The sequence below is a fragment of the Mycobacterium sp. IS-2888 genome (assembly GCF_001954215.1).
In the GTDB taxonomy this organism is placed as follows: Bacteria; Actinomycetota; Actinomycetes; order Mycobacteriales; family Mycobacteriaceae; genus Mycobacterium.
Window position 1 is genome coordinate 94,393 of record NZ_MBET01000071.1, and the last position, 26,824, is coordinate 121,216.

Sequence of the window (26,824 nt, forward strand, 5' to 3'; positions counted from 1 at the left end):
TCAGCCGAGCCCGTCGAGCACGGCCCGGGTACCTGACAGGCCCAGCCTGGTCGCGCCCGCGTTGAGCATCGCGACGGCGTCGGCGGCGGTGCGGATGCCGCCGCTGGCCTTGACCCCCAGTCGCCCGCCGACGGTTTCGCTCATCAATGCGACGGCGCGCAGCGACGCCCCGCCGGCGGGATGAAATCCCGTCGACGTCTTGACGAAGTCCGCGCCGGCGTCTTCGGCGGCGCGGCACACCGCCGCCAGCGTGCGCTCGTTATGGCCAAGCAGGACAGCGGATTCCACGATCACCTTCAGCACAGCTCCGGCGGCGGCGGCGCGCACCGCTTCGATGTCGGCCCGCACCGAATCGAGCTCACCGGCCAGCGCGGCACCGACGTCGATGACCATGTCGACCTCGCTGGCACCGGACGCCACGGCGTGCGCGGCCTCTTGCGCCTTGATCGCCGGCACATGCTTGCCCGACGGAAAACCGGCCACCGTGGCAACCCGCACATCGCCGGCCTGGGTTGCGATCGGCACCATCGACGGCGAGACGCACACCGCGTAGACGCCCAACTCGGCGGCTTCGGCGACCAGCGCGGCCACCTCGGCCCCCGTCGCCTCGGGCTTGAGCAGGGTGTGGTCGACCAGTGCGGCCACCTGGGCGCGATTCGGTCGGTTCGCCACTAGAACGGCCCTTCCGGGCCGCCGGGATTACAACCGGCCGCGACCATTTCGGTGTCGTCGACGACCGGCCGCCACGGCTCGAGGTTCCAGCTGGTCTTGCCCGGTTGCGCCGTTTCGGCGAACTGCCAGTGGCACAGGAACTGCGCGCGCATGCCGGCGGTGTCGGCGTCCGGCGCCGACGCGAGCACCTCGGCCCACGCCGCGGCGGCGGCCGCCGACGTCCCGGGCTGCCTCGAGGCCGCCCGCCCGGAGGGCGTCGGGAAAACCCGCAAGCTGGCCAGGCCTCCCCACTGCATCCATTCGGTGTGATCGATAAACGGCGGCGAGTACGACGGGTTAGCGGGGGCTGCCGCGCCCGTGCCCGGGTCCGCCCCGGCAGGGACGGCCGCCGCGAGGGCGAGCAGCACCGCCGCCGGCAAGGCCAGCAGGGCTTTCATCCCGTCAGCGCGACTTACCCTGAATTTCGAGGAGTTTGGGCCGAACATCGACCAGATACACGCCGGCCGCGCACGCCGCGATCGCCATGCCGAGCACGCCGAAGACGAAGCTCAGGATCGATGTCAGCGCGACGGCCAGGCCCAGGATCACCAGCCACACGGGCTTGGTCAGCTTGTCGGCGGCGGTATAGGCGTCGGGTCGCTGCAGCGCCGCGTGCACGAATGCGTACACCGCCGTCACCAGGACGGCGATCTGCAAGACCAACATGACGGTACCCACGAGGTGGCTCACGCCTTAAGGGTATGCGGGCGGCGTCCAAAACGTCGACTCCGAGTTGCCCGTGGGCAACTCGGAGTCGAGTGTGCTGCTTGATCCGGGTTGCCCCCGCGGGGGCAACCCGGGGTCTGTCTACTTCTGGGTGACCTTCTTGGCCGACGACTTCTTGGCCGCAGCCTTCTTGGCCGGCGCCTTCTTGGCGGGGGCCTTCTTGGCCGGGGCCTTCTTCGCGGGAGCCTTCTTGGCAGGCAGGTCGATGCCGACCAGCTTGGCCGCCCGCTCGCCGACCGCGCGGGTCTGCGACGCGACGGTGCCCAGCGCCTCCTGGGTCAGCTCGACGGCCTGGTCGACGGAAGCCTGTGCCCGCGCCGACGCGTCGTCGAAGCCCGACTGGCTGCGCAGCCGCTCCAGCGCGATCTCGCCGCGCTCGACCAGCTCGTTGTAGCGGCTGGTCGCGGCCTCCAGGTAACCCTCGGCGGCCTTGCGCAGCTCGTCGGCCGTGAACCGCTCGCGCAGCTCGGTGAACTGCTCGGGCAGGTCCTCCTGCAGCTTGGCCAGGCGGGCACGCCGCTCCCCGACCCGGCTGCGGGTCTCGGTGCGGGTCTCCTCAGCCCGCTCACGCAGGTTGGTGATCAGGTCGTTGACGGTGGCCAGGGCCAGGTCCGCCGCGCCGAGCGCGGCGAGCAACGGGGCGCGCAGGTCTTCGATGTTCGGGTTTTCGGCCATTGGTTTTCCTTTCGTTATTTCTTTCGTTATTGGTGTTACTGACTGCTGTCTGGTGGAAGTTGCGCGAGAACCTCCTGCTTGGTCGGTCGAGTGATGATCGAGTGGCATCTGCCCTGGCCGCCAGATCGGGCTCAGCAGCGCCAGCAAACGGCCTGGAACGGTTGAGTCCCTTCCTTCTGGGTAACCGCGCGGCGCGCCGTCTATGCGTCGCCCAGGTCAGGCGCCATTGGATTCGGTCGGACACTCCTCTTGGGTGGATTCGTTTTGTTGGGCGAACGACGCGTAGATATCGAGCAGGATTTGCTTCTGACGCTCGGTGATCGCGGTGTCGGTGATGATCGCGTCGCGCACCTGACTGGCCTCGCTGGGCTCGAGGATCCCGGCCCGCACGTAGAGGACCTCCGCCGAAATCCGCAGCGCCTTCGCGATTTGGTTCAGGACGTCGGCGGACGGCTTGCGCAGTCCGCGCTCTACCTGGCTGAGGTAGGGATTGCTGACCCCCGACCGCTCGGCGAGTTGGCGCACCGAAACCTGGGCGTTTTCCCGCAGGTCGCGAATGAAGCTGCCGATGTCGGAGGCCACTTCGGAGGCCGCGGTCGACACCTTGGCGGAGAGCTTCTCCTCGGGTGCCATTGCGTACTCCTGGGTCGATGGTCGGTCTTGACGGCCATCAGACTACGGACAAGTGCTTGCTTTTGCAAGCACTTGTTAGCACCGCTAGAAAAGCAGCTGCGCGACGGCGTAGATCGCCAGCCCCGCGAGCGAGCCGACCACGGTTCCGTTGATCCGGATGAATTGCAGGTCGCGACCGACGTGCAGTTCGATCCGCCGGCTGGCCTCCTCGGCGTCCCAGCGCTCGATCGTCTCGGTGATGATCGCCGTGATCTCAACCCCGTACTGCGAGACCAGGTGCTGGGCCGCCCGGACGATCCAGTTGTCGACCTTGTCGCGCAGCTCCGCGTCGTCGCGCAGCGATTCCCCGACGCGAACCACGGTGTCGGCGATGCGGGTCCGCAGCGCGCTCGACGGGTCGTCGACGCCCTCGAGCACCAGCCGTTTCATCGTCTTCCATGCCGTCGCTGCGGCGTTGGCGATCTCGTCGCGGGCCATCAGTTGCTCTTTGACGGTTTCGGCACGCGCGATGGTGTCCGGGTCGTGCTGCAGGTCGTCGGCGAATTCGAACAGGAAGCGGGTCGCCGAACGGCGCAGTTCGTGGTCGGGGTTGCGCCGCACCTTGTCGGTGAAGTCCATCAACTCGCGATGAATGCGGTCACCGACGAGGTGGTCGATGAATCGGGGCGACCAGCTCGGCGAGTCGCGCTCGACCACCCGCTGGATGACCTCGCCGGCATTTAGCGACCACTGAAAGGCCCGGTCGGCGAGCAATTGGATCAGGGCTTCCTGCCGGTTCTCGGCCAGCAGCGTCGCCAGCACCCGGCCCACCGGCGGACCCCACTGCGGTTCGGCGATGCGGCGCACGATCATTCGGTCGATGACCTGCTGCACGTCCTCGTCGCGCAGCAACTCCACCAACACCCGGAGGATGGTCGCCGTCTCGCTGGCCACCCGCTCGGCGTGCGAGGGCTCCGACAGCCACTTGCCGAGCCGGCCGGGCACCTGCGCGTCGCGCAGCTTGGTCTCGACCACCGCCGGCGACAGGAAGTTCTCCCGCACGAAGGTGCCCAGGCCCTCGCCGAGCTGATCCTTTTTGCGCTTGATGATCGCCGTGTGCGGGATGGGTATGCCCAGCGGGTGCTTGAACAGCGCGGTGACGGCGAACCAGTCCGCCAGGGCGCCGACCATGCCGGCCTCCGCGGCCGCGCCGACGTAGCCGACCCAGACGCCCGCGCTCGTGTGGGCCTGCGCCCACCGGCACGCGAGGAAGACGCCACTGGCACCGATCAGGAAACCCAGCGCCACCATCTTCATCCGGCGCAGCGCCACCCGGCGTTCGGCGTCGGCCTGCGGATCGGCCCCCGCGAACGATTCGGCGAGGGACGTATGGGGGCGGCGCGCCGGGCTCGCCGACGCGGTCACCTCCGGCCCCCGCGCCGGCGAGCCCGGCGAGTCGGCTCTGTGTGCCACCACACCATCATGTATCGCCGCGGACGATTAGTGTGACTTGCACTGTCCAGGGGCCTATTCTCCGCGCCCCGCCATCCGCCAACCGGACCCCCCAGGCCGTATCATCGAGGGCGTCTAGGGAAATGGAAATCGGCGACTGTGACAGAGCAAATACCGGCTGTGACCGTCAAGATGGATGGTCGCAAGCGGCGCTGGCATCAGCACAAGGTCGACCGGCGCAACGAGCTCGTCGACGGAACCATTGAAGCGATTCGCCGGCTCGGCCGCTTCCTGAGCATGGACGACATCGCGGCCGAGATCGGGGTCTCCAAGACCGTGCTCTACCGCTACTTCGTCGACAAGAACGACCTGACGACCGCGGTGATGATGCGGTTCACGCAGACGACGCTGATTCCCAACATGGCCGCGGCCCTGTCGTCGAACTTGGACGGCTTCGACCTGACCCGCGAGGTCATTCGGGTCTACGTCGACACGGTCGCAAACGAGCCCGAGCCGTATCGGTTCGTGATGGCGAACAGCTCGGCAAGCCACAGCAAGGTGATCGCCGACTCCGAACGAATCATCGCCCGCATGCTCGCGGTCCTGATGCGTCGGCGCATGAACCAGGTCGGGTTGGACACCGGCGGGGTGGAGCCGTGGGCCTACCTGATCGTCGGCGGCGTGCAGCTCGCCACCCACTCGTGGATGTCGGAACCCCGGATGAGTCGCGACGAGCTGATCGATTACCTGACCATGCTCAGTTGGAACGCGCTGTGCGGGATCGTCGAGGTCGGCGGGTCGCTGGAGAAGTTCCGCGCGCAACCGCATCCGTCGCCGATCATTCCCCGGCAGTCGCGTTGAGGCCGGTCTAGGCTCGGGGAATGCCGGAGGCGAGCGTGGGCTCACGGTTGAGGTCGTGGGCATACGCACTTCGCACCACCAACCCGCCACCCGACGGACCGGTCGACGCCGTCACGCGGTGGCTGGTCGTCACCCGTGCGGCGGTACTGCCGATGACCCTGGTCTCCGGTCTGGTGGCGGCGCTGCTGGCGGTGGGCAAGCCGGGCCTGGATTGGCGGTGGCTGGTGCTGGCCGTGTTGGGAATCACGTTGGCGCACACCGCCAATAACCTGATGAACGACCTCTACGACACGCAGGTCGGCACCGACAGCGCCACCTATCCGCGCGCGCTGTACGCCCCGCATCCGGTGCTGTCCGGGCTGATCAGCCGCCGAACCCTGGGGCTGGCGATCCTGCTGGTGAACGTCGCGGACCTGGCGATTCTGGTGACGCTGACATGGGCCCGCGGTTGGCCCGTAATCGCCTTTGCGCTCAGCGGTTTCGCGCTCAGCGTCGCGTACACGGCGCCGCCGCTGCGCCTGAAGAAGCGCGGGCTGGGTGAGCCCGACGTTTTCGTCGTGTGGGGCCCGCTGATGGTGTGCGGGACGTACTACTCGGCGGTCGGCTCGGTCGGTTGGGACGTCGTTCTGGCCTCACTGCCCTACGGCTTGCTGTGCACGACGGTGCTGATGGGCAAGCACATCGACAAAATCCCGTACGACGAGCCGCTCGGGATCCGGACGCTGCCGGTCCTGCTCGGCGAGGCGCGCGCCCGCGTCGTGACGCTGGGCATGATGGTCGGCTTCTACGTGCTGGTCGGGATCGCCGTCGCCGCCGGCGCGATGCCCTGGGCCGCGCTGGTGGTCGCGTTGGCGCTGCCCCGTCTGGTGAAGGTGTGGCCATACTTCCGCCGCCCGAGACCCGCCGAACCGCCACCGAAGTTTCCGGTGTGGCCGCTGTGGTACGCCGCGCTCGCGTGGGTGCACGTGCGCCAGGCGGGCGCGCTGCTGGTGCTGGGCCTCGCGATCGGCGCCGTGCTGCGTAGCTTGCACTGAGCACATCGGGCGCCGTCAGTACGTATAGAAGCCTTGCCCGGATTTCTTGCCAAGCCGCCCGGCTTCCACCATGCGCAACAGCAGCGGCGGCGGGCCGTACTGGGGCTCCTTGAATTCCTCAAACATCTTGTCCGCGATCAGCTTTAGAGTGTCCAATCCGACAAGATCGGACAGTCGCAGCGGGCCCATCGGATGCGACAGCCCGGCGACGACGGCCTTGTCGACGTCTTCGACGGTGGCGAAACCGGCCTCGACCATCCGGATCGCCGACAGCAGGTACGGGACCAGCAGCCCGTTGACCACGAAGCCAGACCGGTCGGAGCAGCGCACCACCTGCTTGCCCAGCACCCCGCTCGCGAACTCCTCGGTGCGGGCGGCCGCGGCCTCGTCGGTGACCAGGGTGCTGACGAGTTCGACCAGCGGCAGCACCGGGACCGGGTTGAAGAAATGCAGACCCAGCACGCGCTGAGGATTCCGGGTGGCCGCGGCCACCTTCATGATCGGGATGCTGGAGGTGTTCGACGCCAGGACCGCGTCCGGGTCGGTGATGACCCGGTCAAGTTCCGCGAACAGCCCGGCCTTGACGGCCTCGTCCTCGACGATGGCCTCGATCACCAGCTGGCGGTCGGCCAGGTCCTTCAGGTCGGTGGTGAAGGTCAGCTTGTCGAGCGCGCGGTCGCGCTCCCGCTCGGTGACCTTGCCCGCGCTGACGCCACGCTCCAGCGACCGGACGATGCGGTTGCGTCCCGCCGTGATCAGCTCCTCGCTGGGCTCGTACACCGTCACGTCGACTCCGGCGCGCACCGAGACCTCGGCGATGCCGGACCCCATCTGCCCCGCACCGACAACCCCGACCCGCTGGATCGCTGCGTCGCTCACTACTTCCTCCTAAACGCGCGAGCAGACGCAGAATCGCATCGACTGGGCTGCAGAAGTGCGACTCTGCGTCTGGTGGCCGGGCAGGGCCCGGCGAACACCGCTGAAGGTTAGTGGAACTGACCCTCTTCGGTCGAACCGGCCAGGGCGGTGGTCGACGAGCTCGGGTCCACCGTGGTGGCGATGCGGTCGAAGTAACCGGCACCGACCTCGCGCTGGTGCTTGGTCGCGGTGTAACCACGCTCCTCGGCGGCGAACTCGCGCTCCTGCAGCTCGACGTACGCGCTCATCTGGTTGCGGGCGTAGCCGTAGGCCAGATCGAACATCGAGTAGTTCAGGGCGTGGAAGCCGGCCAGCGTGATGAACTGGAACTTGAATCCCATTGCGCCAAGCTCTTTTTGGAACTTCGCGATGGTGGAGTCGTCCAGGTGCTTCTTCCAGTTGAAGGAAGGCGAGCAGTTGTAGGCCAGCATCTGGTCGGGGAACTCGGACTTGACGCCCTCGACGAACTTGGCCGCGAGCTCGAGGTCCGGGGTCCCGGTCTCCATCCAGATCAGGTCGGAGTACGGCGCGTAGGCCTTGGCCCGCGCGATGCACGGCTCGAGACCGTTCTTGACGCGGTAGAAGCCTTCCTTGGTGCGCTCACCGGTGATGAACGGCTGGTCGCGCTCGTCGACGTCCGAGGTGATCAAGGTGGCCGCCTCGGCGTCGGTGCGGGCGATCACCACCGTCGGCACACCGGCGACGTCGGCGGCCAGGCGCGCCGAGGTGAGGGTGCGGATGTGCTGCTGAGTCGGGATCAGCACCTTGCCGCCGAGGTGGCCGCACTTCTTCTCCGAGGCGAGCTGGTCCTCCCAGTGCGACCCCGCGACGCCCGCGGCGATCATCGCCTTCTGCAGCTCGTAGACGTTGAGCGCGCCACCGAAGCCGGCCTCGCCGTCCGCGACGATCGGCGCCAGCCAGTTCTCCACCGACCGGTCGCCCTCGACCTTGGCGATCTCGTCGGCGCGCAGCAGCGCGTTGTTGATGCGACGGATGACCTGCGGCACCGAGTTGGCCGGGTAGAGGCTCTGGTCGGGGTAGGTGTGGCCGGACAGGTTGGCGTCACCGGCGACCTGCCAACCCGACAGGTAGATGGCCTTCAGGCCGGCGCGCACCTGCTGGACGGCCATGTTGCCGGTCAGGGCGCCGAGCGCGTTGATGTATTCGAGGTCGTGCAGCTGCTCCCACAGCACCTCGGCGCCGCGGCGGGCCAGGGTGTGCTCCTCGACGACGCTGCCTTGCAGGGCGACGACGTCCTTGGCGGTGTAAGTGCGGTTGATGCCCTTCCAGCGCGGGTTGGTGTCCCAGTCGTGCTGGATCTGTTCGGCGCTCTTCGGGGTGCCAACGTCAGACATTGGGCTTAACTCCTTTGCAATTGGTGAACGGTTGACGCCGCCGTCCGGCGGTAGCTGGAGGCTCAACTTCACTGGCGTGCTAATACGACCATGGCACAGGCCGTTTATGCCGGTCCACCCGTTTCATTTGCCAATTTCCGCAATGCGTTTCTCCGTTTTTGCAAATCTTGCGAAGGCGGCGTGAAACTGAACCGTTTCAGAAGCTACCGGCCAGTAACCCCAAAGCCGCAGGTCAGCAGCGGAATTTGAGCGGGCCGCTTAGCGGCCCGAATCGGCTACAGGGAGAAGAGCGCGGCGACGGCTTTCGTCTCGTCGCCGACGGTATATGTGAGCGTTGTAACAGGGCGATCGACCAGGCCGGGACCGAACTGATCGGTCGAACCGGCGGGGTGGACGTGCGAAATGATCTCCAGCTTGTCGCCCAGGGCGACCGGCGCCTCGTGCTCGATGGTGGTGCGTAGCGGTCCCCGCAGCAGCTCGGGATGCGCGGCCAGATAATCCTCGATCACGCTCCAGTACACCGAGTTGTTCATGTGGTCGAACAGGTCGATGTCGGTCACCCGGACCGGGAACTCGTGGATCTCCGTCGCGTCGTCGCGGCTGCCCGGCTTCAAGTAGCCCTTCCACCGCAGCCGGTCGATGGATGTGGTCTTGTGTAGGCCCGCCAGGAAGTCGTCGGCGATGCGCGCGGGCATCTGGGTTTCCCGGTTGATGTTGATCCAGAACGCCTCGGATTCGATCAGGCCGCCCTTGCGGCCGTCGACGCGGACCCGCATCTCGCACCACCGGTTCGAGGTGCCCGAGCACCAGCGCCGGCACCGCAGCATGTCCTGGAACTCGATCGGGCGGATCAGGTCGAGCATCGTTCGGCGGACGATCCACAGCGGGTGGGTCTCCTCGAAGCCCATCTCGCGCAGCTGGTCCTGGCCGATGTCCTGGATGTGACGGCAGGCGGCGTCCAGCCGCAGCCGGCCGGTGCGGTCGATGTCGCCGACGCGCAGCGGCCACTCACGATCGAATACGTCGGGGTGGCCGTCGGGCACCGGCATCATTATTTTGTCCAGGCTCACGGCTTCGCTCCCCCGCTTGCTCCTCGTTGGACCCCACGGTAACCGGGGTGCCGCCGGGAATCATGCCAAATGGCATCTCCGAAAAACCAATCGTAACGCGATGCCAACTCTGCAAACCGCATCTTCACAGTGCCGGGTAGGCTCTGTGAGGTGTCCAAAACATTCGTCGGCTCGCGCGTTCGCCAGTTGCGCAGCGAGCGCGGATTCAGTCAGGCCGCGCTGGCCCAGATGCTGGAGATCTCGCCCAGCTACCTCAACCAGATCGAGCACGACGTTCGGCCGCTGACGGTGGCGGTGCTGCTGCGGATCACCGAGGTGTTCGGCGTGGACGCGACCTTCTTCGCCCCGCATGACGACACCCGGCTGGTCGCCGAGCTGCGCGAGGTGACGATGGATCGCGACCTGGGCATCGACGTCGAACCGCCCGAGGTCGCCGAGATGGTCGGCGCCCATCCCGCCCTGGCGCGCGCGGTGGTGAACCTGCACCGGCGCTACCGGATCACCACCGCACAGCTGGCCGCCGCCACCGAGGAGCGGTTCTTCGACGGCAGTGGCACCGGGTCGATCACGATGCCCCACGAAGAGGTGCGCGACTACTTCTACCAGCGCCAGAACTACCTGCACGAGCTGGACACCGCCGCCGAGGACCTCACCACCCAGATGCGGTTGCATCACGGCGACCTGGCCCGCGAGCTGACCCGGCGGCTCACCGAGGTGCACGGTGTGCACATCAACCGGCGCATCGATCTCGGCGACACCGTGCTGCACCGCTACGACCCCGAGACCAAGACGCTGGAAATCAGCAATCACCTCTCGCTGGGTCAGCAGGTGTTCAAGATGGCCGCCGAATTGGCCTACCTCGAATTCGGTGACCTGATCGACAGCATGGTCACCGACGGCAAGTTCACCAGCGACGAGTCGCACACGCTGGCCCGGCTGGGGTTGGCCAACTACTTCGCGGCGGCCGCGGTGCTGCCCTATCGCCAATTCCACGACGTCGCAGAGAATTTCCGCTACGACGTCGAGCGGCTGTCGGCGTTCTACTCGGTGAGCTATGAGACCATCGCGCACCGGCTGTCGACGCTGCAGCGGCCGTCGATGCGCGGCGTTCCGTTCTCGTTCATCCGGGTCGACCGCGCCGGCAACATGTCAAAACGTCAGTCCGCCACCGGTTTTCACTTCTCTTCGAGCGGCGGAACCTGCCCGTTGTGGAACGTCTACGAAACGTTCGCCAACCCGGGCAAGATCCTGGTGCAGATCGCCCAGATGCCCGACGGCCGCAATTACATGTGGGTGGCCCGCACCGTGGAGCGCCGCGCCGCGCGGTATGGTCAGCCGGGTAAAACCTTCGCGATCGGGCTGGGCTGCGAACTTCGGCACGCCCACCGGCTCGTCTACTCGGAAGGACTCGACTTGTCGGGGGATATCGCCACGCCCATCGGCGCGGGTTGCCGTGTCTGCGAACGCGACAACTGTCCGCAGCGGGCGTTCCCCGCGCTGGGGCGCGCACTCGATCTCGACGAGCACCGCAGCACGGTGTCCCCGTATTTGGTGAAGCAAGCGTGAGCGGGCTCCCGGCAGGTCCCGTCGGCCGCATCCCGTCGGGCGGATTCCGCGAACTCGGACCGATCAACTGGGTGATCGCGAAGCTGGGCGCGCGCACGGTGAAAGCACCCGAGTTCCACCTGTTCACCACTTTGGGTCAGCGCCGATTGCTGTTCTGGGCCTGGGCCTTTTACGGAGGCCGGCTGTTGCGCGGGCGGCTGCGGCCGGTCGACACCGAGCTGGTGATCCTGCGGGTCGCGCACCTGCGCTCGTGCGAGTACGAGCTGCAGCACCATCGCCGGATGGCCCGCAGGGCGGGTCTGGACGCGGACATGCAGGCCACGATTTTCGCCTGGCCCGACGCGCCGAACGGATCCGGGCTGACCGACCGGCAACAGGCGCTGCTGACGGCGACCGATGAGTTCGTCAAAGACCGGACGATCACCGACGCGACCTGGCAGTGGCTGGCGAGTCACCTGGATCGGCGGCAGCTGATCGAATTCTGCTTGCTCGCAAGCCAATACGACGGCCTCGCGGCGACGATGTCCGCGCTCGACATCCCGCTGGACAACCCGCGGTAGCTAGAGGTAGACGTCGGCCAATACGGCCAGCGTCAGCACCACCGGAAGTATCGGCAGGCCGAAGGCAAACGCCGCCCACAGCTGGTTACCGCGCCGGCGCAGCCACCACCCGCACACCGCGGCGCAGATTCCCAGCACCACCGACAGCAGCAACACGAGCGGACCCCACTGGCCCGCCGTCGCATTGTCCCCGGTCGAAATGGCCACCAGCCACAGCACATAGCCGATCGCCACACCGCCGATGGCGCCGACGATCCTCTCGCTGGTCTTGCTGGTGTTCATCGATCAGAAGTTGATCATGTGGCCGGTCAGGCCGTGGAAGCACTCCTGCAGCGCCTCGGACATGGTCGGATGGGTGTGCACGTTGCGGGCCAGCTCAGTCGCGGTCAGATCCCACTTCTGCGCCAGGGTGAGCTCGGGCAGCAGCTCGGACACGTCGTGGCCGACCAGGTGCCCGCCGAGCAGCTCGCCGTACTTCGCGTTGGCGACCAGCTTGACGAAGCCGCTGGGGTCGCCCACGCCGTGCGCCTTGGCGTTAGCGGTGAACGGGAACTTGGCGACCACGACGTCGTAGCCCTCGTCGCGGGCCTGCTGCTCGGTGAGACCGAAACTGGCGACGTTGGGTTGGCAGAACGTCGCGCGCGGCAGCATCCGATAATCGCCGAGCGCCAAAGTCTCTGCGCCGCCGATGGTCTCGGCCGCCACCACACCCTGGGCCTCGGCGACGTGCGCGAGCATCAACAGTCCGGTGACGTCGCCGATGGCGTAGATGTGCGGCAGATTGGTGCGCATGTAGTCGCTGATGCCGATCGCCTTGCGGTCGGTGAGAGCGACCCCGGCCGCCTCCAGCCCGTAGCCCTCGACATTGGGCGCAAAACCGATGGCCTGCAACACCTTTTCGGCCTTGAGCTCCTCGCTGCGACCGTCCTTGCTGACCGTCACCCTGACCACCGACCCGTCGTCGGAGATGGCCTCGACCTTGGTTCCGGTCAACACCTTGACGCCCAGCTTCTTGAACTGTTTTTCGATCTCCTTGGATACCTCGGCGTCCTCGTTGGGCAGCGCGCGCGGCAGGAACTCGACGATCGTGACGTCGACGCCGTAGTTCTTCAGCACGTAGCCGAACTCCATGCCGATCGCGCCGGCCCCGGCGATGATGATCGACTCCGGCAGCTCCCGGGACAGGATCAGTTCCTCGTAGGTGACCACGTTTTCCGACAGCGACGTGCCGGGCACCAGCCGGGTGCTGCTGCCGGTGGCGATGATGACGTTGTCGAACGTGACGGTTTCCGTGCCACCGTCATTGAGCTCAACGGACAGCGTGTTGGCGTCGGTGAATCTGCCGTACCCGTGAATCTCGGTGATCTTGTTCTTCTTCATCAGGAAGTGCACGCCGGCGACGCGGCCCTCGGCCACTTTGCGGCTTCGGTCGAAGGCGATCCCGTAATCGAAGGTCGCCTCACCGCTGATGCCGAAGGTCTTGGCCTCTTTGGTGAAGATGTGGGCGAGCTCGGCGTTGCGCAGCAGCGCCTTGGACGGGATGCAGCCGACGTTCAGGCAGACTCCGCCCCAGTACTTCGGCTCGACCACCGCGGTGTTCAGGCCCAGCTGTGCGGCGCGAATGGCCGCGACATATCCGCCGGGACCGGCCCCGAGGACGACGACGTCATAGTGAGTCACGGCCCCTACCCTAGTGGCCTAGTACGGGATGACGCCGATCAGGCAGTGGCCCACCCGCTCGCAGTAGTAATAGCCGTAGAGCGGCGCGGCGGCGGCGACGGCGGCAAGCGGCCCGGACATCACCGCGATCGACAGCGCCGAGATCAGCGGCCTGCCGTGCATCGCCAGCATCACGCCACCCACCACGCAGGCGACGACGTAGACCAGCACCGCGAACACAGCGGGCGCCTTGTCGATGGTGTGGTACCACCAATAGAACAGCCCAAGCCCGACGACCGCCGCCACGGCCCACACGCCGAGGAGCACCAGAACCAGCTGCCACCACTTCAGGTAGTGGTAGCGGCCGGGAACGGCGACCGGCTGCACCGGCGCACCGCCGGCTTCGGTCACGCCGTCCCGCTCGGTGTCCTCGTCCGGGGCCGTCTCCGGGGCCGTCTCCGGCGCCGGCGTTTCCGGCTCGGCGACGACGGGAACGGGCTGTGAGCCAGTGTCGTCGGAGAAGTCCGGCACGAACGCCTCGGTCCGCGGGTGGGACTCCCGGTCCTCATCAGGCAAGTCAGGCACCCGCCACCACCCGCAGAGCGACGAGCGCGCCGAACCAGCCCGGCGCCACCGCGAGGATGAACGCGCCGACCATCGTGACCCAGCGCCGCCCCGACAGCACGATCGTCAGCAGTCCGATCACACTGGGAACGCCCACCACGAGTGCGATCGCGATGTCCGGGCGGACCCTCGGATGGTCCACGACGGTGAACGCCACGGCCGCCAATAACCCGACCGCACAACCGATCAGCATGGCACTGGCCAGCAGCCACGGACGCGGAAGGGGAATCACTTTCTCGACTGTACTGCGGTTGGGCAGGTCCCCAATGCCGCGTCGGCCACCACCGGACCGCGTGTCGCAGGCCGTTCACCGCGCTCGTAGTCGGCGCCGGTGATGACCGTGGCCAACGACGCCTGCTCGTCGTCGGTGAACACCCGGCCGCGCGACAGGAATCGCATCCCCTCGGGCGCTTCCAGGCTGAACCCGCCGCCGCGGCCGGGCACCACGTCGATGACCAGCTGCGTGTGCTTCCAGGTCTGGTACTGCGGACCCGAAATCCACACCGGCACCCCGTCTCCGACATCGAGCACGCCGAGCAAGACGTCGCGATCGCCGACGATGAAGTCGCCGATCGGATAGCACATCGGCGACGACCCGTCGCAGCAGCCGCCGGATTGGTGGAACATCACCGGACCGTGCCGGTCCTGTAGCTGCCCAAGGAGCTTGGCAGCATCCGCGGTGATCACCACCCCGGGGATCATCAGAAGAATCCTTGGGCCTTCTGCGAATAGGACACCATCAGGTTCTTGGTCTGCTGGTAGTGGTCGAGCATCATCTTGTGGTTTTCCCGGCCGATGCCGGACTGCTTGTAACCACCGAACGCCGCGTGCGCCGGGTACACGTGATAGCAGTTGACCCACACCCGGCCGGCCTGGATGTCGCGGCCGGCGCGGTAGGCGGTGTTGCCGTCGCGGCTCCAGACGCCCGCGCCCAGCCCGTAGAGGGTGTCGTTGGCGATGGCAAGAGCGTCGTCGTAGTCCTTGAACGACGTCACCGCCACCACCGGTCCGAAGATCTCCTCCTGGAAGACCCGCATCTTGTTGTTGCCGCCGAAGATCGTCGGCTGCATGTAGAAGCCGCCGGACAGGTCGCCACCCAGCTCGGCGCGCTCTCCGCCGGTGATGATCTTGGCGCCCTCGTCCTTGCCGATCTCGATGTAGGACAACACCTTTTCCAATTGGTCGTTGGAGGCCTGCGAGCCCAGCATGGTCTCGGAGTCCAGCGGGTCGCCCTGCCGGACCGCCTTGGTGCGGATGGCCGCCAGCTCCAGGAACTCGTCGTAGATGTCGGCCTGGATCAGGCTGCGCGACGGGCAGGTGCACACCTCGCCCTGGTTGAGGGCGAACATGGTGAAGCCCTCCAACGCCTTGTCCTGGAAATCGTCGTGCGCGGCCATCACGTCGGAGAAGAAGATGTTGGGGCTCTTGCCGCCGAGTTCCAGCGTGACCGGGATCAGGTTCTGCGACGCGTACTGCATGATCAGTCGCCCGGTGGTGGTCTCCCCGGTGAAGGCGACCTTGGCGATGCGGTTGCTCGACGCAAGTGGCTTGCCGGCCTCCGCGCCGAATCCGTTGACCACGTTGACCACCCCGGGCGGCAGCAGGTCGCCGATCAGCGACATGAGATAGAGCACCGACGCCGGGGTCTGCTCGGCGGGCTTGAGCACCGCGGCATTGCCGGCCGCCAGTGCGGGCGCCAGCTTCCAGCTCGCCATCAGGATCGGGAAGTTCCAGGGAATGATCTGGCCGACCACGCCCAGCGGTTCGTGAAAGTGGTAGGCGACGGTGTCCTCGTCGATCTGGGACAGCGAGCCCTCCTGCGCGCGGATCGCCGCCGCGAAATACCGGAAGTGATCGGCGGCCAGTGGGATGTCGGCGGCCAGCGCCTCCCGGATCGGTTTCCCGTTGTCCCACACCTCGGCCACCGCCAGCGCGGCCTTGTTTTCCTCGATGCGGTCGGCGATCTTGTTCAGGATTGACGCGCGCTCGGCGGGCGCGGTCTTGCCCCAGGCGGGTGCGGCCGCGTGCGCGGCGTCGAGCGCCTTTTCCACATCGGACTCGTCCGACCTGGCGATCTCACAGAACGTCTGACCGGTCACCGGCGTCGGGTTCTCGAAATAGCGGCCGCCCGTCGGCGCGACCCACTGGCCCCCGATGAAGTTCTCGTACCGGGATTCATACGACATCAATGCCCCGGCGGCACCTGGACGTGCGAAAACAGTCATCTGCTCTCACTCCTCGTTCTGTCCTCCTGCGATACAGCTCACACTACCGCCGGGGTCACAATGGCTTCCATGACTTCAGAGGCTGTCGATACCCCCGACCACTTGGCCGAGGACCCGTACCTGTGGCTCGAGGACGTCACCGGCGAGGAGGCGCTGGATTGGGTCCGGGCGCGCAACGAGCCGACGCTCGCCGAATTCTGCGATGCGCGGTTCGCGCAGATGCGCACCGAGGCACTCGAGGTGCTCGACACCGACACCCGAATCCCGTATGTCGTCCGCCGCGGCGAGTACCTCTATAACTTCTGGCGCGACGCCGCCAATCCGCGCGGGCTGTGGCGACGCACCACCCTGGACAGTTACCGCACCGACTCCCCCGAGTGGGACGTGCTGATCGACGTCGACGAGCTGGGTCGCGCGGACGACGAGAAATGGGTGTGGGCCGGCGCCGGCGTCATCGAACCCGACCACACCCGCGCCCTGATCGCCCTGTCGCGGGGCGGCTCGGACGCGTCCATCGTACGCGAATTCGACATGGCGACAAGGGAATTCGTCGCCGGCGGGTTCGAGCTGCCCGAGGCCAAGTCGCAGGTCGCCTGGGCCGACCCGGACACCGTGCTGGTGGGCACCGATTTCGGCGCCGGCTCGCTCACCGAATCGGGCTATCCCCGCGTGATCAAGCGGTGGCGGCGCGGCACGCCCTTGGTCGACGCGCAGACCGTGTTCGAGGGCACGTCTTCCGACGTCCGCGTGTTCGCCTCGGTGGACCGCACACCGGGCTTCGAACGCACCCTGTTGCTTCGCGCACTCGACTTCTGGAACGACGAGGTCTACGAACTGCGGGGCGCCGAGCTGATTCGCATCGACGCGCCCACCGACGCCAGCGTGTCGATCCACCGCGAGTGGATATTGATCGAGCTGCGCACCGACTGGTACTTCCGCGACACGGTGTACCCCGCGGGTTCGCTGCTCGCGGCCGACTATGACGAATTCCTTGCCGGCACAGCCGAATTGCGGGTGGTGTTCGAGCCCGACGACCACACCGCGCTCAACCACTACGCGTGGACCAAGGACCGCCTGCTGATCGTCACGCTGGCCGACGTGGCCAGCCGCGTGGAGATCGCCACGCCGGGCACGTGGCGGCGCGAGCCGGTGCCGGGCATCCCGGCCGCCACCAACACCGTCGTCGTCACCGCCGATGACACCGGCGACGAGTTCTTTCTGGACTCCAGCGGATTCGTCACGCCCTCGCGGCTGCTGCGCGGCGCCGGCGACGGGCAGCCGGACCCGATAAAATCCGCACCGGCGTTCTTCGACGCCGAAAACTTGTCCGTGGCACAGCATTTCGCGACCTCCGACGACGGCACGTCGATCCCGTACTTCGTGGTGCGGCCCCGCAAAGCGGACGGCCCGGGCCCCACCCTGCTGAGCGGCTACGGCGGATTCGAAGTCGCCCGAACCCCCGGCTACGACGGCGTGCTGGGCCGGCTCTGGCTTGCCCGCGGCGGGACCTTCGTGATGGCCAACATCCGCGGCGGCGGCGAGTACGGGCCCGGGTGGCACACCCAGGCGATGCGCGAGGGCCGGCACAAGGTGGCCGAGGATTTCGCCGCGGTGGCAACCGATCTGGTGCGCCGCGGCATCACGACCGTCGAGCAGCTCGGCGCGCGCGGCGGCAGCAACGGCGGCCTGCTGATGGGCATCATGCTCACCCAATACCCGGAGAAGTTCGGCGCGCTGGTCTGCGACGTGCCGCTGCTGGACATGCGGCGCTACCACCTGTTGCTCGCGGGCGCGTCCTGGGTGGCCGAGTACGGCGACCCGGACAATCCCGACGACTGGGAGTTCATCTCCAAATATTCGCCGTACCAGAACATCTCGACACGGCCATATCCGCCGGTGCTGTTCACCACGTCCACCCGCGACGACCGGGTGCACCCGGGCCATGCCCGCAAGATGGCGGCGGCGTTGCAGGACGCGGGCCACCGGGCCTGGTATTACGAGAACATCGAGGGCGGGCACGCCGGCGCTGCCGACAACGAGCAGATCGCGTTCAAGTCGGCGCTGAGCTATTCGTTCCTCTGGCGGACCCTGGGAGGCAAGGCATGAAGATCCTCGATGTCATCGAGGTCGGGTTGGTCTTTGCCGGGCTGATCCTGATCGCCGCCGGCTGGGCGCAGATTCGTTTTCGCTTCATCGCCGGGCGCCGCAAGGCCCGTTACTTCTACTGGGGAACCTCGGCTCTCGGCATCCTCTTCTTCGCCTTCGGGACGGGCAAGCTGTGGCCGAACGCCGTCATGACGACGCTGATCTTCTCGGCCATCGTGGTGGGATCGGCCTACCTGGCATCGCCTTATCTGAAACTCGGCGACCGGATCTACGCGTGGAATCCGGAAAACCGCGAGCCCGACCCACCCGATGAGGAGCGCTAGCCCACATCCCCTGGGTGACTATTGGCGATGGGAATTCGACGCCATCACGCCAACCACTACGGTCAAGAACCGGCCGCTTCAACTCTGTTGTGCGCGACAGTCACGCGAGGGCGTTCCATCGGAAACTCGTTCATTTTTGAGAACAGCTTCACGACTGAGCGCAGTTCGGGTTCTGGCATTCCATGCAGGAGGGTCTCCATTTGCCGCTCGATCTCCGCATAGACGGCCCGGATTTTCTTTAACTTCGCCGGATTCAAACGCACCAGAATGCTGCGGCGGTCGCGCGGGTTTGGCTGCCGCTTGACATAGCCGCCTTTCTCCAGTCGGTCGAGCATCACGGTGACGCCGCCCGTGGTAAGTCCGGTGCAGCGGGCCAGCTCGCCAGGGGTCGACGGACCGAGCAAGTCGAGCACGTTGATGCACTGCATATCGGTGAGGCGCAAGCCCAACCTGTCGGCGATCTGCTGGTTGTTGAGGATGCTTCCGGCGATGAACTGCCGGAGGCAGCGGATCACGGTCTCGTGCAACGCGGCGCGGTTTGAGCTTGACATCGGCTTCAGTTCGCCTACTCTCTAACTATCTTATTTACTAAGATACATTCCCGCAAAGGAGTGCTTCGCGTGGCGGCCGTGACGACCAAAGGGTACCGGGGAATGGGGATGGAGGGCGCCATCGCCCGCTGGTATGACAAGAGCACCCGCAAGGACATGGAGCGCTTCCGAGCGCTGGCTGCGCGTGTGCGCGAGCTGCTGCCGCAAGGCGGCGACATGCTGGAAGTGGCGCCGGGCCCCGGCTACTTCGCGGTCGAAATGGCAAAGGGCGGCGCTTATCGCGTGACCGGGCTCGACATCAGCCGGACGATGGTGGAGCTGGCGCGTAAAAATGCCGCCGAGGCGGGCGTCGAGGTCGACTTTCGGCACGGCAACGCCTCGGCGATGCCGTTCTCGGACGAGAGCTTCGATCTTTTGACCTGTAGTGCGGCGTTCAAGAATTTCTCCGAGCCGCACTATGCACTGCAGGAGATGTACCGCGTGTTGCGCCCTGGCGGCATGGCGCTGGTCGTCGACTTGCGCAAGGACGTGCCAATGTCCGAAATCAAAAGACACTTCGACACGGTGGGCCTGGGCACGGTCGAACGCTGGATGACCCTCGCCGCGTTTCGGTTCATGCTGCTCAGACGGGCTTATACGAGAGCGCAGTTTGAGCGGATGCTCACCGACGTTGCTTTCCGGGAAAAGGAAGTTCGGAACGCGGAGATTGGCGTCGAACTCTTGCTCCGCAAGTGAGGCAGTGTTCTGACCGCTGGACACATCACCATCAAGCCGCTTCGCTTGAGCCATGTCGACACCCGACTTCGAGACGCTGATCTACAACGCCGCCGGCCCGATCGCCACCATCACGCTCAACCGCCCGGAGCAGCTCAACACGATCGTCCCGCCCATGCCCGACGAGATCGAAGCGGCGGTGGGGCTGGCCGAGCGCGACCCCGACGTCAAGGTCATCGTGCTGCGCGGCGCCGGCCGCGCGTTCTCCGGAGGCTACGACTTCGGTGGCGGGTTTCGGCACTGGGGCGAAGGCATGACGACCGATGGCAAGTGGGATCCGGGCAAGGATTTCGCGATGGTGACCGCCCGCGAGACGGGGCCGACGCAGAAATTCATGGCCATCTGGCGGGCGTCCAAACCGGTCATCGCCCAGGTGCACGGCTGGTGTGTGGGCGGGGCCAGCGACTACGCGCTGTGCGCCGACATCGTGATCGCCAGCGAGGACGCGGTGATCGGAACCCCGTACAGCCGGATGTGGGGGGCCTACCTGACCGGCATGTGGCTGTATCGGCTGAGCCTGGCCAAGGTCAAATGGCACTCGTTGACCGGTCGGCCCCTGACCGGTATCCAGGCCGCCGAGGTCGAGCTGATCAACGAGGCGGTGCCGTTCGAGCGCCTCGAGGCTCGCGTGGCCGAGATCGCCGCCGAGCTGGCCCGGATCCCGCTGTCCCAATTGCGGGCGCAGAAGCTGATCGTCAACCAGGCCTACGAAAACATGGGCCTGGCGTCGACCCAGGTGCTGGGCGGCATTCTCGACGGCCTGATGCGCAATACTCCCGACGCCCTCGACTTCATCAGGACCGCCGAAACCCAAGGTGTGCGCGCCGCGGTCGAGCGCCGCGACGGCCCGTTCGGCGACTACAGTCAGGCCCCGCCGGAGCTTCGGCCGGACCCCTCGCACGTCATCGTCCCTGATAGCGGTACTTAGTAAGATAGGTTACGAATTCGCTACCGCCTGTCCTTCGCCACCCGGAAAGTGCTACCGTAGCCTCTATGTCTCGGCTCAGCTCCAGCCTGCGTGCAGGCGCCATGTTCCTCGCCCTGGGCTTCGCCGCTGCGGCGGTCCCGACGACCGCGGCGGCCGATTCCACCGAAGATTTCCCGATCCCGCGCCGGATGATCAACACCACCTGCGACGCCGAGCAGATCCTCGCGGCGTCCAGGGACACCAGCCCGGTGTACTACCAGCGGTACATGATCGACTTCAACAACCACCCCAACGTCCAGCAGGCGACGATCGACAAGGCGCACTGGTTCTACTCACTGTCGCCGGAGGACCGCAGGAACTACTCCGAAAACTTCTATGCGCCCGTCTCCGATCCGCTCTGGGTGGCGTGGCCCAACCACATGAAGATCTTCTTCAACAACAAGGGCGTCGTCGCCAAGGCCACCGACATCTGCAACCAGTACCCGCCCGGCGACATGTCGGTGTGGAACTGGGCGTAGCCGCTCGGGCCTAACCGAAGCGGGCCAACCGCTCATCGAGGGTCGCGTGAAAGCGGCCGATGGCGCTTTCGTGGCGCCCGAACTCCAGGAACGCGTTCGCCCCCGCGTGCAGGCCGCGCTGCACGCCCTCGGACATCTCGTTGTCCTCTAACGCACCGGCATCGAGCAGGCTGCGCGCCCCCGGCTCGGTCTCGCCCGCGTTCGACAGCTGCTGGGCAATCGCGGGAGTGACCATCGCGTAGAGCGAGACGACTGAGTTCGCGACGTCCACCGGGTCGATCACGATCAATATCGTCTGGTCGGGGAACGTCGCAATCATCACATTGGGGAACAGGTGATATACGTAGGTCACCCGGGCATCGATGTTCCACGCCGATTCGGGACGATCGCGAAGTCGCTCAATGTTGCGGTACGGGAACGTGATTCGAGTATTGGGGCCGAACGATTCGACGACGGTGAGATCGTCGTACTGCAGCGGGAAAAACGTGTCCTTGTGCGTCGAGCGGATGTGATAGCCCTCCAGGAACTGTTCGACGAGGACCTTCCAATTCATCTGCCGCGCAGTGGCATTCACATACACCAGCCTCTCGGCCGGCAGCAGTTTGTCGCGCCATGGGCTGCCGTCGGAAAGGGCCGCCATGGCATCGTCGGCGTGCCGTCGCACGGTGGCCGGCGGATCGAGCGGGTCGATGACGATCAGGCCGTCCACCTCGCGGCTTTCCACCTCGACCAGGCCGCGGGCCGACATGTCCAGGTCGGGGAACGCCTCGTCGTGCGGAACGTGTGATAGCGAGCCGTCCAGCCGATACGTCCAGCCGTGGTAGCGACATACCAACGCGTGCGAGCAGCCCGGGCCCTCGACGAGAGCCATTCCCCGGTGCCGGCATGCGTTGCGGAATACCCGGGACCGGCCATCGCGGCCGCGCACGGCGAACAGTGGCACCCCAAAAGTGGTGCGCTCGGCGTGGTCGCCGACGTTGGGGATGGCCACCGAGGGCAGGTACACGCTCGGGAACGCGCGCAGCGCCCGCATCTCCTCGGCGAATCGGCTTGGATCCACGTAGTTGCGGACCGGCTCGCGCCACACCTCGCCCTCGTCGGTCGTTCCCGCGTCGATATGGGAAAGGATCCGCCGGACGATCTCCACGTCCGGGGCTACCGGAGATCTTGTCGGAGTGCTCATAGTCTGGAAGTATCACACTGTGCCTGTCACGCGTCAATCGTTTCGTGATAACCGTTCCGAGGTCGCCGCTGCGGTCGGAGACCGCGCGCTCAGCGCGCGATCGGTACTGGCGAGCGCGTTACTGGGCGCCGACCAACCGCGACTCACCGCCGCCGAGCTCGTCGCGGTGGCCTCACTATTCGGCATCAGCGGGGGCGCCGCACGCACGTGCCTGTGGCGCATGGTCTCCAGTGGGGAACTCACCAGCGACGACGGGACCTACGCGCTGGCGGGACACTTGCTGGAACGACGCGAACGCGTCGACGACGCCGCGCGCATCCCCGACGTGGCGACACGCGGCTGGGACGGAACGTGGGAACTGGCCGTCGTCTCGGCCGAGCGCCGCCCGCCGGCCGAACGCCTCGAGCTGCGTAAGGCCGCCACCGCACTGCACCTGGCCGAACTTCGCGAGGGCGTGTGGATGCGACCGGATAACCTTGACCCGCAACGACTCCCGACCATGCGCAGCGTCCTGGACCGCCAATGCGTCCACTTCCACAAGGCCGCCTCGACGATCGCCGACGACACCGTGAGATCGCTGTTCTCCCTTGACGATTGGGCCAGCGAGGCGAAACGGTTGGCCGGCGCCATGCGGGCCGAACTCGACGGCCCCGCGCTACATCATGACGACACCAGTGCCAGCTTCCGCTTCCAATTCGCGTTGTCGATCGCCGTCGTTCGGCACCTGCAACTCGATCCGCTACTGCCGACGCACTTCATCTCGGACGACTGGCCGGGCAATCGGCTGCGCGATACCTACCGGGATTTCGACGAGGCGTTCAAGCGCCGCATGCACAACGCCTTTCGGCGCGCGCCGTAAGTCAGCGCGCTTGTACCACTCCGCCCACCGGGCGCTCCTCGACGTCGATCAGCTCGCGCACGGCGGGACGCGGTCCGTATGGCCGCAGCATGGTGCTGGCCGGCCGTGGTCGCACGTGCTGCGGCCACCAGAACCAGCGCCCGAGCAGGGTGGCCAGCGACGGTGTCATGAACGACCGCACGATCAAGGTGTCGAACAACAGACCCAGCGCGATCGTCGTACCCACCTGGGCCATCACCAGCAGGGGGCTGAACATGAACGTCGCCATGGTCGCGGCGAACACCAGACCGGCGGAGGTCACCACCGAGCCCGAACCGGCCATCGCGCGGATCGTCCCCGTCTTTAGCCCGGCGTGGATTTCCTCCTTGAACCGCGATATCAGCAGCAGGTTGTAGTCCGAGCCGACCGCCAGCAGCAGGATGATCGCCATCGCCAGGACCATCCAGTGCAACTTCATGCCCAGGATGTACTGCCACAGCAGCACGGAGAGCCCGAACGAGGCGCCTAGTGACAGCAACACCGTACCGACGATCACAAAGGCCGCCACGGCGCTTCGGGTGATCACCAGCATGATGATGAAAATCAGTGTGGCTGCGGCAATTCCGGCGATCAGCAGGTCGATGTTGGAGCCGTCGTGCATGTCCTTGTACGTCGCGGCGGTACCGCCGAGGTAGACCTTGGCGCCCTCCCAGGGCGTGCCCTTGATCGCCTCGTGCACGGCCTGCTTGATCGGTTCGATGTGGCGGATGCCTTCAGGACTCGCCGGGTCGCCCTCATGGGAGATGATCAACCGGACGGCGCGCCCATCCGGCGAGATGAACTGTTTGAGACCTCGCGCGAAATCCGGGCTGTTGAATGCCTCTGGCGGAAGGTAGAACGTGTCGTCGTTCTTCGCTTTGTCGAAGGCATCGCCCTGCGCGGTGGCGTTGTCGGCCTGCGCTTTCGCCTGGTCGTTGAGACCGCTTGTGATCGCGTAGTTGGACATGACGGTGTCGAGGTTGCGCTGCTGACTCTCGATCTGCGGCGGGATCAGCGCCACCAGCTTCGGCTGGATCTGATCCAGCTTGTCCAGGTTCGCGCTGAGCTCCACGATGTTCTCCGCCACCTGGTCGATGCCGTCGAGCGCGTTGAAGACCGACCGGAGTGCCCAGCAGATCGGGATGTCGTAGCAATGCTTCTCCCAGTAGAAGAAGCTGCGGAGCGGCCGGAAGAAGTCGTCGAAGTTGGCGATGTCGTCGCGCAACGCCTCGGTGATCTTCACCGTTTCTTTGGTGAGCCTGGTGGTTTCGTGTGTGGTGTTGCTCAGATCCTGGGTGACCTGCATCTGCTCATGCAGCGTTGCCATCGTCCTGCGCAGCTCGTCCGCCTGCTTGAGCAGGTTTGCCGCCTGCTCTTCCTGATAGTGCTGGGTCTGGAGCCGCCCTGCGGCTTGTGCGCCCATCTGAAAACCGAGGGTGCTGTGGTCGAGCGGCGTGCCCAACGGCCGGGTGATGGTCTGCACCCGGCCGATACCGGGGATGTGGAAGACCGCCTTGGCGACCTTGTCCAGGACGATGAAGTCGGCCGGGTTGCGCAGGTCGTGATCGGTCTCGATCATCAACAGCTCAGGATTAAGCCGAGCCTGGTCGAAGTGCCGGTCCGCGGCGGCATAACCGACATTGGCCGGGGTGTCCGCCGGCAGGAAGTGGCGGTTGTCGTAGTCCGTCTTGTAGCCGGGCAGGGCGAGCAGACCAACCAATGCGACCCCGATCGTCACCGCGAGAACCGGTGCGGGCCAGCGGACGACCGCGGTGCCGATACGGCGCCAGCCCCGAGTCTGCAGCTTCCGCTTCGGATCCAGGAGCTTGAAGAATGACGCCACCGTCAGCATCGCCGGAGCCAGCGTCAACGCCGCGAGCACCGCGACCAGCATGCCGACCGCACAAGGCACCCCCAGCGACTGGAAGTACGGCAGCCGGCAGAAGCTCAGGCAATACATCGCGCCGGCGATGGTCAATCCCGACCCGAGCACGACGTGCGCGGTGCTGTGGAACATGGTGTAGAACGCTTGTTCACGCGTCTCGCCCAGACCACGGGCCTCGTGATAGCGGCCGACCACGAAGATCGCGTAGTCCGTTCCGGCGGCGATCGCCATCAGCACCAGCATGTTGTTGGCGAAGGTGGATAGCCCCATGACGCCGTAGTTGCCGAGCGTCGCGACGACACCGCGGGCGGCTGCCAGCTCGATGAACACCATCGCCAGCATGATCAGCATGGTGACGAACGAGCGGTAGACGAACAGCAGCATCAGAATGATGACGAGGAAGGTGACGAGCGTGACCTTCGCGACGCCCTTCTCGCCGGCGTGGGACTGGTCGGCGAACAGCGGGCCCGCCCCGGTGACGTAGGCCTTGATTCCCGGTGGCGCGGGCACCGAGTCCACGATCTTGCGGACGGCCAAGGCAGACTCGGTCGCCTCCCCGCCGCCCATGTTGCCGGCGAGGTAAACCTGGACGTACGCGGCCTTTTGATCGTGGCTCTGGGAACCCGCCGCCGTCAGCGGATCGCTCCAGAAATCCTGGACATGCTGAACGTGTTTCTTGTCTTGCTCGACCCGCCTCACGATCTCGTCGTAGTAGCGGTGCGCTTCGGGCCCGAGTGGCTTGTCGCCCTCCAGCAGGATCATGGCCGAGTTGTCGGAGTTGAACTCTTTGAACGTCGATCCGACCTTCATCATCGACTGAAAAGATGCCGCGTCCGTCGGACTCATCGACACCGAGTGGGTTTTGGCGACGACCTCCAGCTGCGGGGCCACGGTGTTGGTGATGAAGACGATGCCCAACCACACCAGGACGATCGGCAGCGCCAGCCGATGGATCATCCGCGGCAGGAACGGCGGGATCAGCGGCTGATCGACGCGTGGCGGAGCCTCGCCCGGCTCGCTCATGCGGACTTGTCCAGGCAGTAGACGAAGGCGTTCACTGTTTGGTTGGGATCGGAGCGATTCGGAGTCTTGATGACGTCACCGCTCCCGTCGTGCTTGTTCACCACGAACTGGCAGGCGATCCAACTGCCGTCTCCTTGCGCCACCAGGTTTGCCGGGATGCCGGGCTTGGTTGAACTCAATACCTTGCTCCAGGGCAAGGGCACGTTGAGGGCCTGCTGCGGATGGGAGTTTTCGTCGAGGTAGTTGATGGTTGCCGTGCTGCCGGGTGGGCCCCAGACCTGAAGCGTGATCGTCTTGGCGTTGAACTCGTCGAGGACCTCGCCGGAGGTGCCGCCGCCGAACGAACCACGGTGAACGCCGAAGACGCCGTGCAGCCGATAAACGACGAATCCCGACAGCGCGACCACAGCCGCGATCGTGAGCACCAGCCAGAAACGGCCAAAAAACCCCTTTTTCTTGGCGCGCTGTGGGGCGACCTCGTTGCCCTCGCTGCCGGCGGAGCCCTGCTTCATCAGCGGCTCGGTCCTTGGCTCAGTCGTCGTCATGGGCGCTTCAAGTCCTTCACCACGGGCGAAATATTAGTTGGCCTATATTTAACCCTAGCGATG

Annotated in this window: 29 protein-coding genes; 10 read left to right on the forward strand and 19 right to left on the reverse strand. The window is 66.2% G+C overall.

Features of this window, described 5'->3' with window-relative positions:
* From deoC to A5745_RS14360, 6 genes are all read right to left on the reverse strand, one after another.
* On the reverse strand, nt 1-672 hold the full coding sequence (gene deoC, locus A5745_RS14335) for a deoxyribose-phosphate aldolase (RefSeq protein WP_076116784.1): 672 nt from the start codon (nt 670-672) through the stop codon (nt 1-3).
* Entirely contained in the window at nt 672-1,109 is a 438-nt protein-coding gene (locus tag A5745_RS14340) for a DUF2599 domain-containing protein (protein WP_076116786.1), read from the reverse strand. Before A5745_RS14340 ends, deoC begins: the two co-directional genes overlap by 1 nt.
* Before the next feature lie 4 nt (nt 1,110-1,113).
* On the reverse strand, nt 1,114-1,401 hold the full coding sequence (locus A5745_RS14345; protein ID WP_040621261.1) for a DUF2516 family protein: 288 nt from the start codon (nt 1,399-1,401) through the stop codon (nt 1,114-1,116).
* Between the two features lie 117 nt (nt 1,402-1,518).
* Nucleotides 1,519-2,112 (reverse strand): heparin-binding hemagglutinin, encoded by a 594-nt coding sequence (locus A5745_RS14350; RefSeq protein ID WP_076062559.1) that lies wholly within the window; start codon nt 2,110-2,112, stop codon nt 1,519-1,521.
* 216 nt (nt 2,113-2,328) lie between these two features.
* A complete protein-coding gene (locus tag A5745_RS14355; RefSeq protein ID WP_076062561.1) occupies nt 2,329-2,745 on the reverse strand; it encodes a helix-turn-helix domain-containing protein in 417 nt (138 codons plus the stop codon).
* Nucleotides 2,746-2,829: 84 nt separating this feature from the next.
* Nucleotides 2,830-4,200, reverse strand: a complete 1,371-nt coding sequence (locus A5745_RS14360) for a DUF445 domain-containing protein (RefSeq protein WP_139329618.1) — start codon at nt 4,198-4,200, stop codon at nt 2,830-2,832.
* Between the two features lie 135 nt (nt 4,201-4,335).
* Between A5745_RS14360 and A5745_RS14365 the strand changes: the two genes are divergently transcribed.
* Together A5745_RS14365 and A5745_RS14370 are read left to right on the forward strand one after the other, a co-directional pair.
* Nucleotides 4,336-5,037 (forward strand): TetR/AcrR family transcriptional regulator, encoded by a 702-nt coding sequence (locus tag A5745_RS14365; RefSeq protein WP_076116788.1) that lies wholly within the window; start codon nt 4,336-4,338, stop codon nt 5,035-5,037.
* Between the two features lie 20 nt (nt 5,038-5,057).
* A complete protein-coding gene (locus A5745_RS14370; protein ID WP_076116790.1) occupies nt 5,058-6,071 on the forward strand; it encodes a prenyltransferase in 1,014 nt (337 codons plus the stop codon).
* 15 nt (nt 6,072-6,086) lie between these two features.
* On the opposite strand, the gene A5745_RS14375 is transcribed toward A5745_RS14370, so the two are convergent.
* The 3 genes from A5745_RS14375 to A5745_RS14385 all read right to left on the reverse strand — a co-directional run bounded on the left by A5745_RS14375 (nt 6,087) and on the right by A5745_RS14385 (nt 9,414).
* Entirely contained in the window at nt 6,087-6,950 is an 864-nt protein-coding gene (locus A5745_RS14375) for a 3-hydroxybutyryl-CoA dehydrogenase (RefSeq protein ID WP_076116792.1), read from the reverse strand.
* 107 nt (nt 6,951-7,057) lie between these two features.
* A complete protein-coding gene (gene aceA / locus A5745_RS14380) occupies nt 7,058-8,344 on the reverse strand; it encodes an isocitrate lyase (RefSeq protein ID WP_076116794.1) in 1,287 nt (428 codons plus the stop codon).
* A gap of 275 nt (nt 8,345-8,619) precedes the next feature.
* Nucleotides 8,620-9,414, reverse strand: coding sequence for an acyl-[acyl-carrier-protein] thioesterase (locus A5745_RS14385; RefSeq protein WP_076062570.1), 795 nt, complete (start codon nt 9,412-9,414; stop codon nt 8,620-8,622).
* A 150-nt stretch (nt 9,415-9,564) separates the two neighbouring features.
* Between A5745_RS14385 and ramB the strand changes: the two genes are divergently transcribed.
* Together ramB and A5745_RS14395 are read left to right on the forward strand one after the other, a co-directional pair.
* Nucleotides 9,565-10,980: an acetate metabolism transcriptional regulator RamB gene (gene ramB, locus A5745_RS14390; protein WP_076062572.1), complete on the forward strand. Its 1,416-nt coding sequence runs from the start codon at nt 9,565-9,567 to the stop codon at nt 10,978-10,980.
* Nucleotides 10,977-11,540, forward strand: a complete 564-nt coding sequence (locus A5745_RS14395) for a carboxymuconolactone decarboxylase family protein (protein WP_076062574.1) — start codon at nt 10,977-10,979, stop codon at nt 11,538-11,540. The genes ramB and A5745_RS14395 overlap by 4 nt, the downstream gene beginning before the upstream one ends.
* On the opposite strand, the gene A5745_RS14400 is transcribed toward A5745_RS14395, so the two are convergent.
* From A5745_RS14400 to adh, 6 genes are read right to left on the reverse strand one after another with little or no spacing between them, the layout of a single operon-like run.
* Nucleotides 11,541-11,822 (reverse strand): hypothetical protein, encoded by a 282-nt coding sequence (locus A5745_RS14400; RefSeq protein WP_076062575.1) that lies wholly within the window; start codon nt 11,820-11,822, stop codon nt 11,541-11,543.
* Between the two features lie 3 nt (nt 11,823-11,825).
* Nucleotides 11,826-13,220 (reverse strand): dihydrolipoyl dehydrogenase, encoded by a 1,395-nt coding sequence (gene lpdA, locus A5745_RS14405; RefSeq protein ID WP_076116796.1) that lies wholly within the window; start codon nt 13,218-13,220, stop codon nt 11,826-11,828.
* Between the two features lie 18 nt (nt 13,221-13,238).
* Nucleotides 13,239-13,775 carry a hypothetical protein gene (locus tag A5745_RS14410; protein WP_076116856.1) on the reverse strand — a complete coding sequence of 179 codons (537 nt, stop codon included), beginning with the start codon at nt 13,773-13,775 and terminating at the stop codon, nt 13,239-13,241.
* Between the two features lies 1 nt (nt 13,776).
* A complete protein-coding gene (locus A5745_RS14415) occupies nt 13,777-14,055 on the reverse strand; it encodes a putative holin (RefSeq protein ID WP_170874506.1) in 279 nt (92 codons plus the stop codon).
* Nucleotides 14,052-14,525 carry a DUF779 domain-containing protein gene (locus A5745_RS14420; RefSeq protein ID WP_076116797.1) on the reverse strand — a complete coding sequence of 158 codons (474 nt, stop codon included), beginning with the start codon at nt 14,523-14,525 and terminating at the stop codon, nt 14,052-14,054. Before A5745_RS14420 ends, A5745_RS14415 begins: the two co-directional genes overlap by 4 nt.
* Nucleotides 14,525-16,048: an aldehyde dehydrogenase gene (adh, locus tag A5745_RS14425; protein WP_076116799.1), complete on the reverse strand. Its 1,524-nt coding sequence runs from the start codon at nt 16,046-16,048 to the stop codon at nt 14,525-14,527. Before adh ends, A5745_RS14420 begins: the two co-directional genes overlap by 1 nt.
* Nucleotides 16,049-16,117: 69 nt before the next feature.
* Here adh and A5745_RS14430 point away from each other — a divergent pair, with 69 nt between their 5' ends.
* Together A5745_RS14430 and A5745_RS14435 are read left to right on the forward strand one after the other, a co-directional pair.
* A complete protein-coding gene (locus A5745_RS14430; RefSeq protein ID WP_083662934.1) occupies nt 16,118-18,154 on the forward strand; it encodes a prolyl oligopeptidase family protein in 2,037 nt (678 codons plus the stop codon).
* Nucleotides 18,151-18,477 (forward strand): hypothetical protein, encoded by a 327-nt coding sequence (locus A5745_RS14435; protein ID WP_076116803.1) that lies wholly within the window; start codon nt 18,151-18,153, stop codon nt 18,475-18,477. Before A5745_RS14430 ends, A5745_RS14435 begins: the two co-directional genes overlap by 4 nt.
* A gap of 62 nt (nt 18,478-18,539) precedes the next feature.
* Here A5745_RS14435 and A5745_RS14440 read toward each other — a convergent pair whose 3' ends face one another.
* Entirely contained in the window at nt 18,540-19,028 is a 489-nt protein-coding gene (locus A5745_RS14440) for a MarR family winged helix-turn-helix transcriptional regulator (RefSeq protein ID WP_076062585.1), read from the reverse strand.
* A gap of 69 nt (nt 19,029-19,097) precedes the next feature.
* On the opposite strand from A5745_RS14440, the gene A5745_RS14445 reads away from it, so the two are divergent.
* The 3 genes from A5745_RS14445 to A5745_RS14455 all read left to right on the forward strand — a co-directional run bounded on the left by A5745_RS14445 (nt 19,098) and on the right by A5745_RS14455 (nt 21,248).
* A complete protein-coding gene (locus tag A5745_RS14445; protein WP_217695281.1) occupies nt 19,098-19,763 on the forward strand; it encodes a class I SAM-dependent methyltransferase in 666 nt (221 codons plus the stop codon).
* 52 nt (nt 19,764-19,815) lie between these two features.
* Entirely contained in the window at nt 19,816-20,730 is a 915-nt protein-coding gene (locus tag A5745_RS14450; RefSeq protein ID WP_076116808.1) for a crotonase/enoyl-CoA hydratase family protein, read from the forward strand.
* 65 nt (nt 20,731-20,795) lie between these two features.
* Complete coding sequence (locus A5745_RS14455) at nt 20,796-21,248, forward strand: DUF5078 domain-containing protein (RefSeq protein WP_076062590.1); 453 nt, start codon at nt 20,796-20,798, stop codon at nt 21,246-21,248.
* Nucleotides 21,249-21,258: 10 nt separating this feature from the next.
* On the opposite strand, the gene A5745_RS14460 is transcribed toward A5745_RS14455, so the two are convergent.
* The gene (locus tag A5745_RS14460) at nt 21,259-22,431 is read right to left on the reverse strand and encodes an SRPBCC family protein (protein ID WP_076116810.1); all 1,173 of its coding nucleotides are present in this window, start codon (nt 22,429-22,431) and stop codon (nt 21,259-21,261) included.
* 19 nt (nt 22,432-22,450) lie between these two features.
* On the opposite strand from A5745_RS14460, the gene A5745_RS14465 reads away from it, so the two are divergent.
* Nucleotides 22,451-23,290, forward strand: coding sequence for a PaaX family transcriptional regulator C-terminal domain-containing protein (locus A5745_RS14465; RefSeq protein WP_076116811.1), 840 nt, complete (start codon nt 22,451-22,453; stop codon nt 23,288-23,290).
* A 1-nt stretch (nt 23,291) separates the two neighbouring features.
* Here A5745_RS14465 and A5745_RS14470 read toward each other — a convergent pair whose 3' ends face one another.
* Complete coding sequence (locus A5745_RS14470; RefSeq protein WP_076116813.1) at nt 23,292-26,216, reverse strand: RND family transporter; 2,925 nt, start codon at nt 26,214-26,216, stop codon at nt 23,292-23,294.
* Nucleotides 26,213-26,761, reverse strand: coding sequence for an MmpS family transport accessory protein (locus tag A5745_RS14475; protein ID WP_076062597.1), 549 nt, complete (start codon nt 26,759-26,761; stop codon nt 26,213-26,215). Before A5745_RS14475 ends, A5745_RS14470 begins: the two co-directional genes overlap by 4 nt.
* Nucleotides 26,762-26,824: the final 63 nt, after the last annotated feature.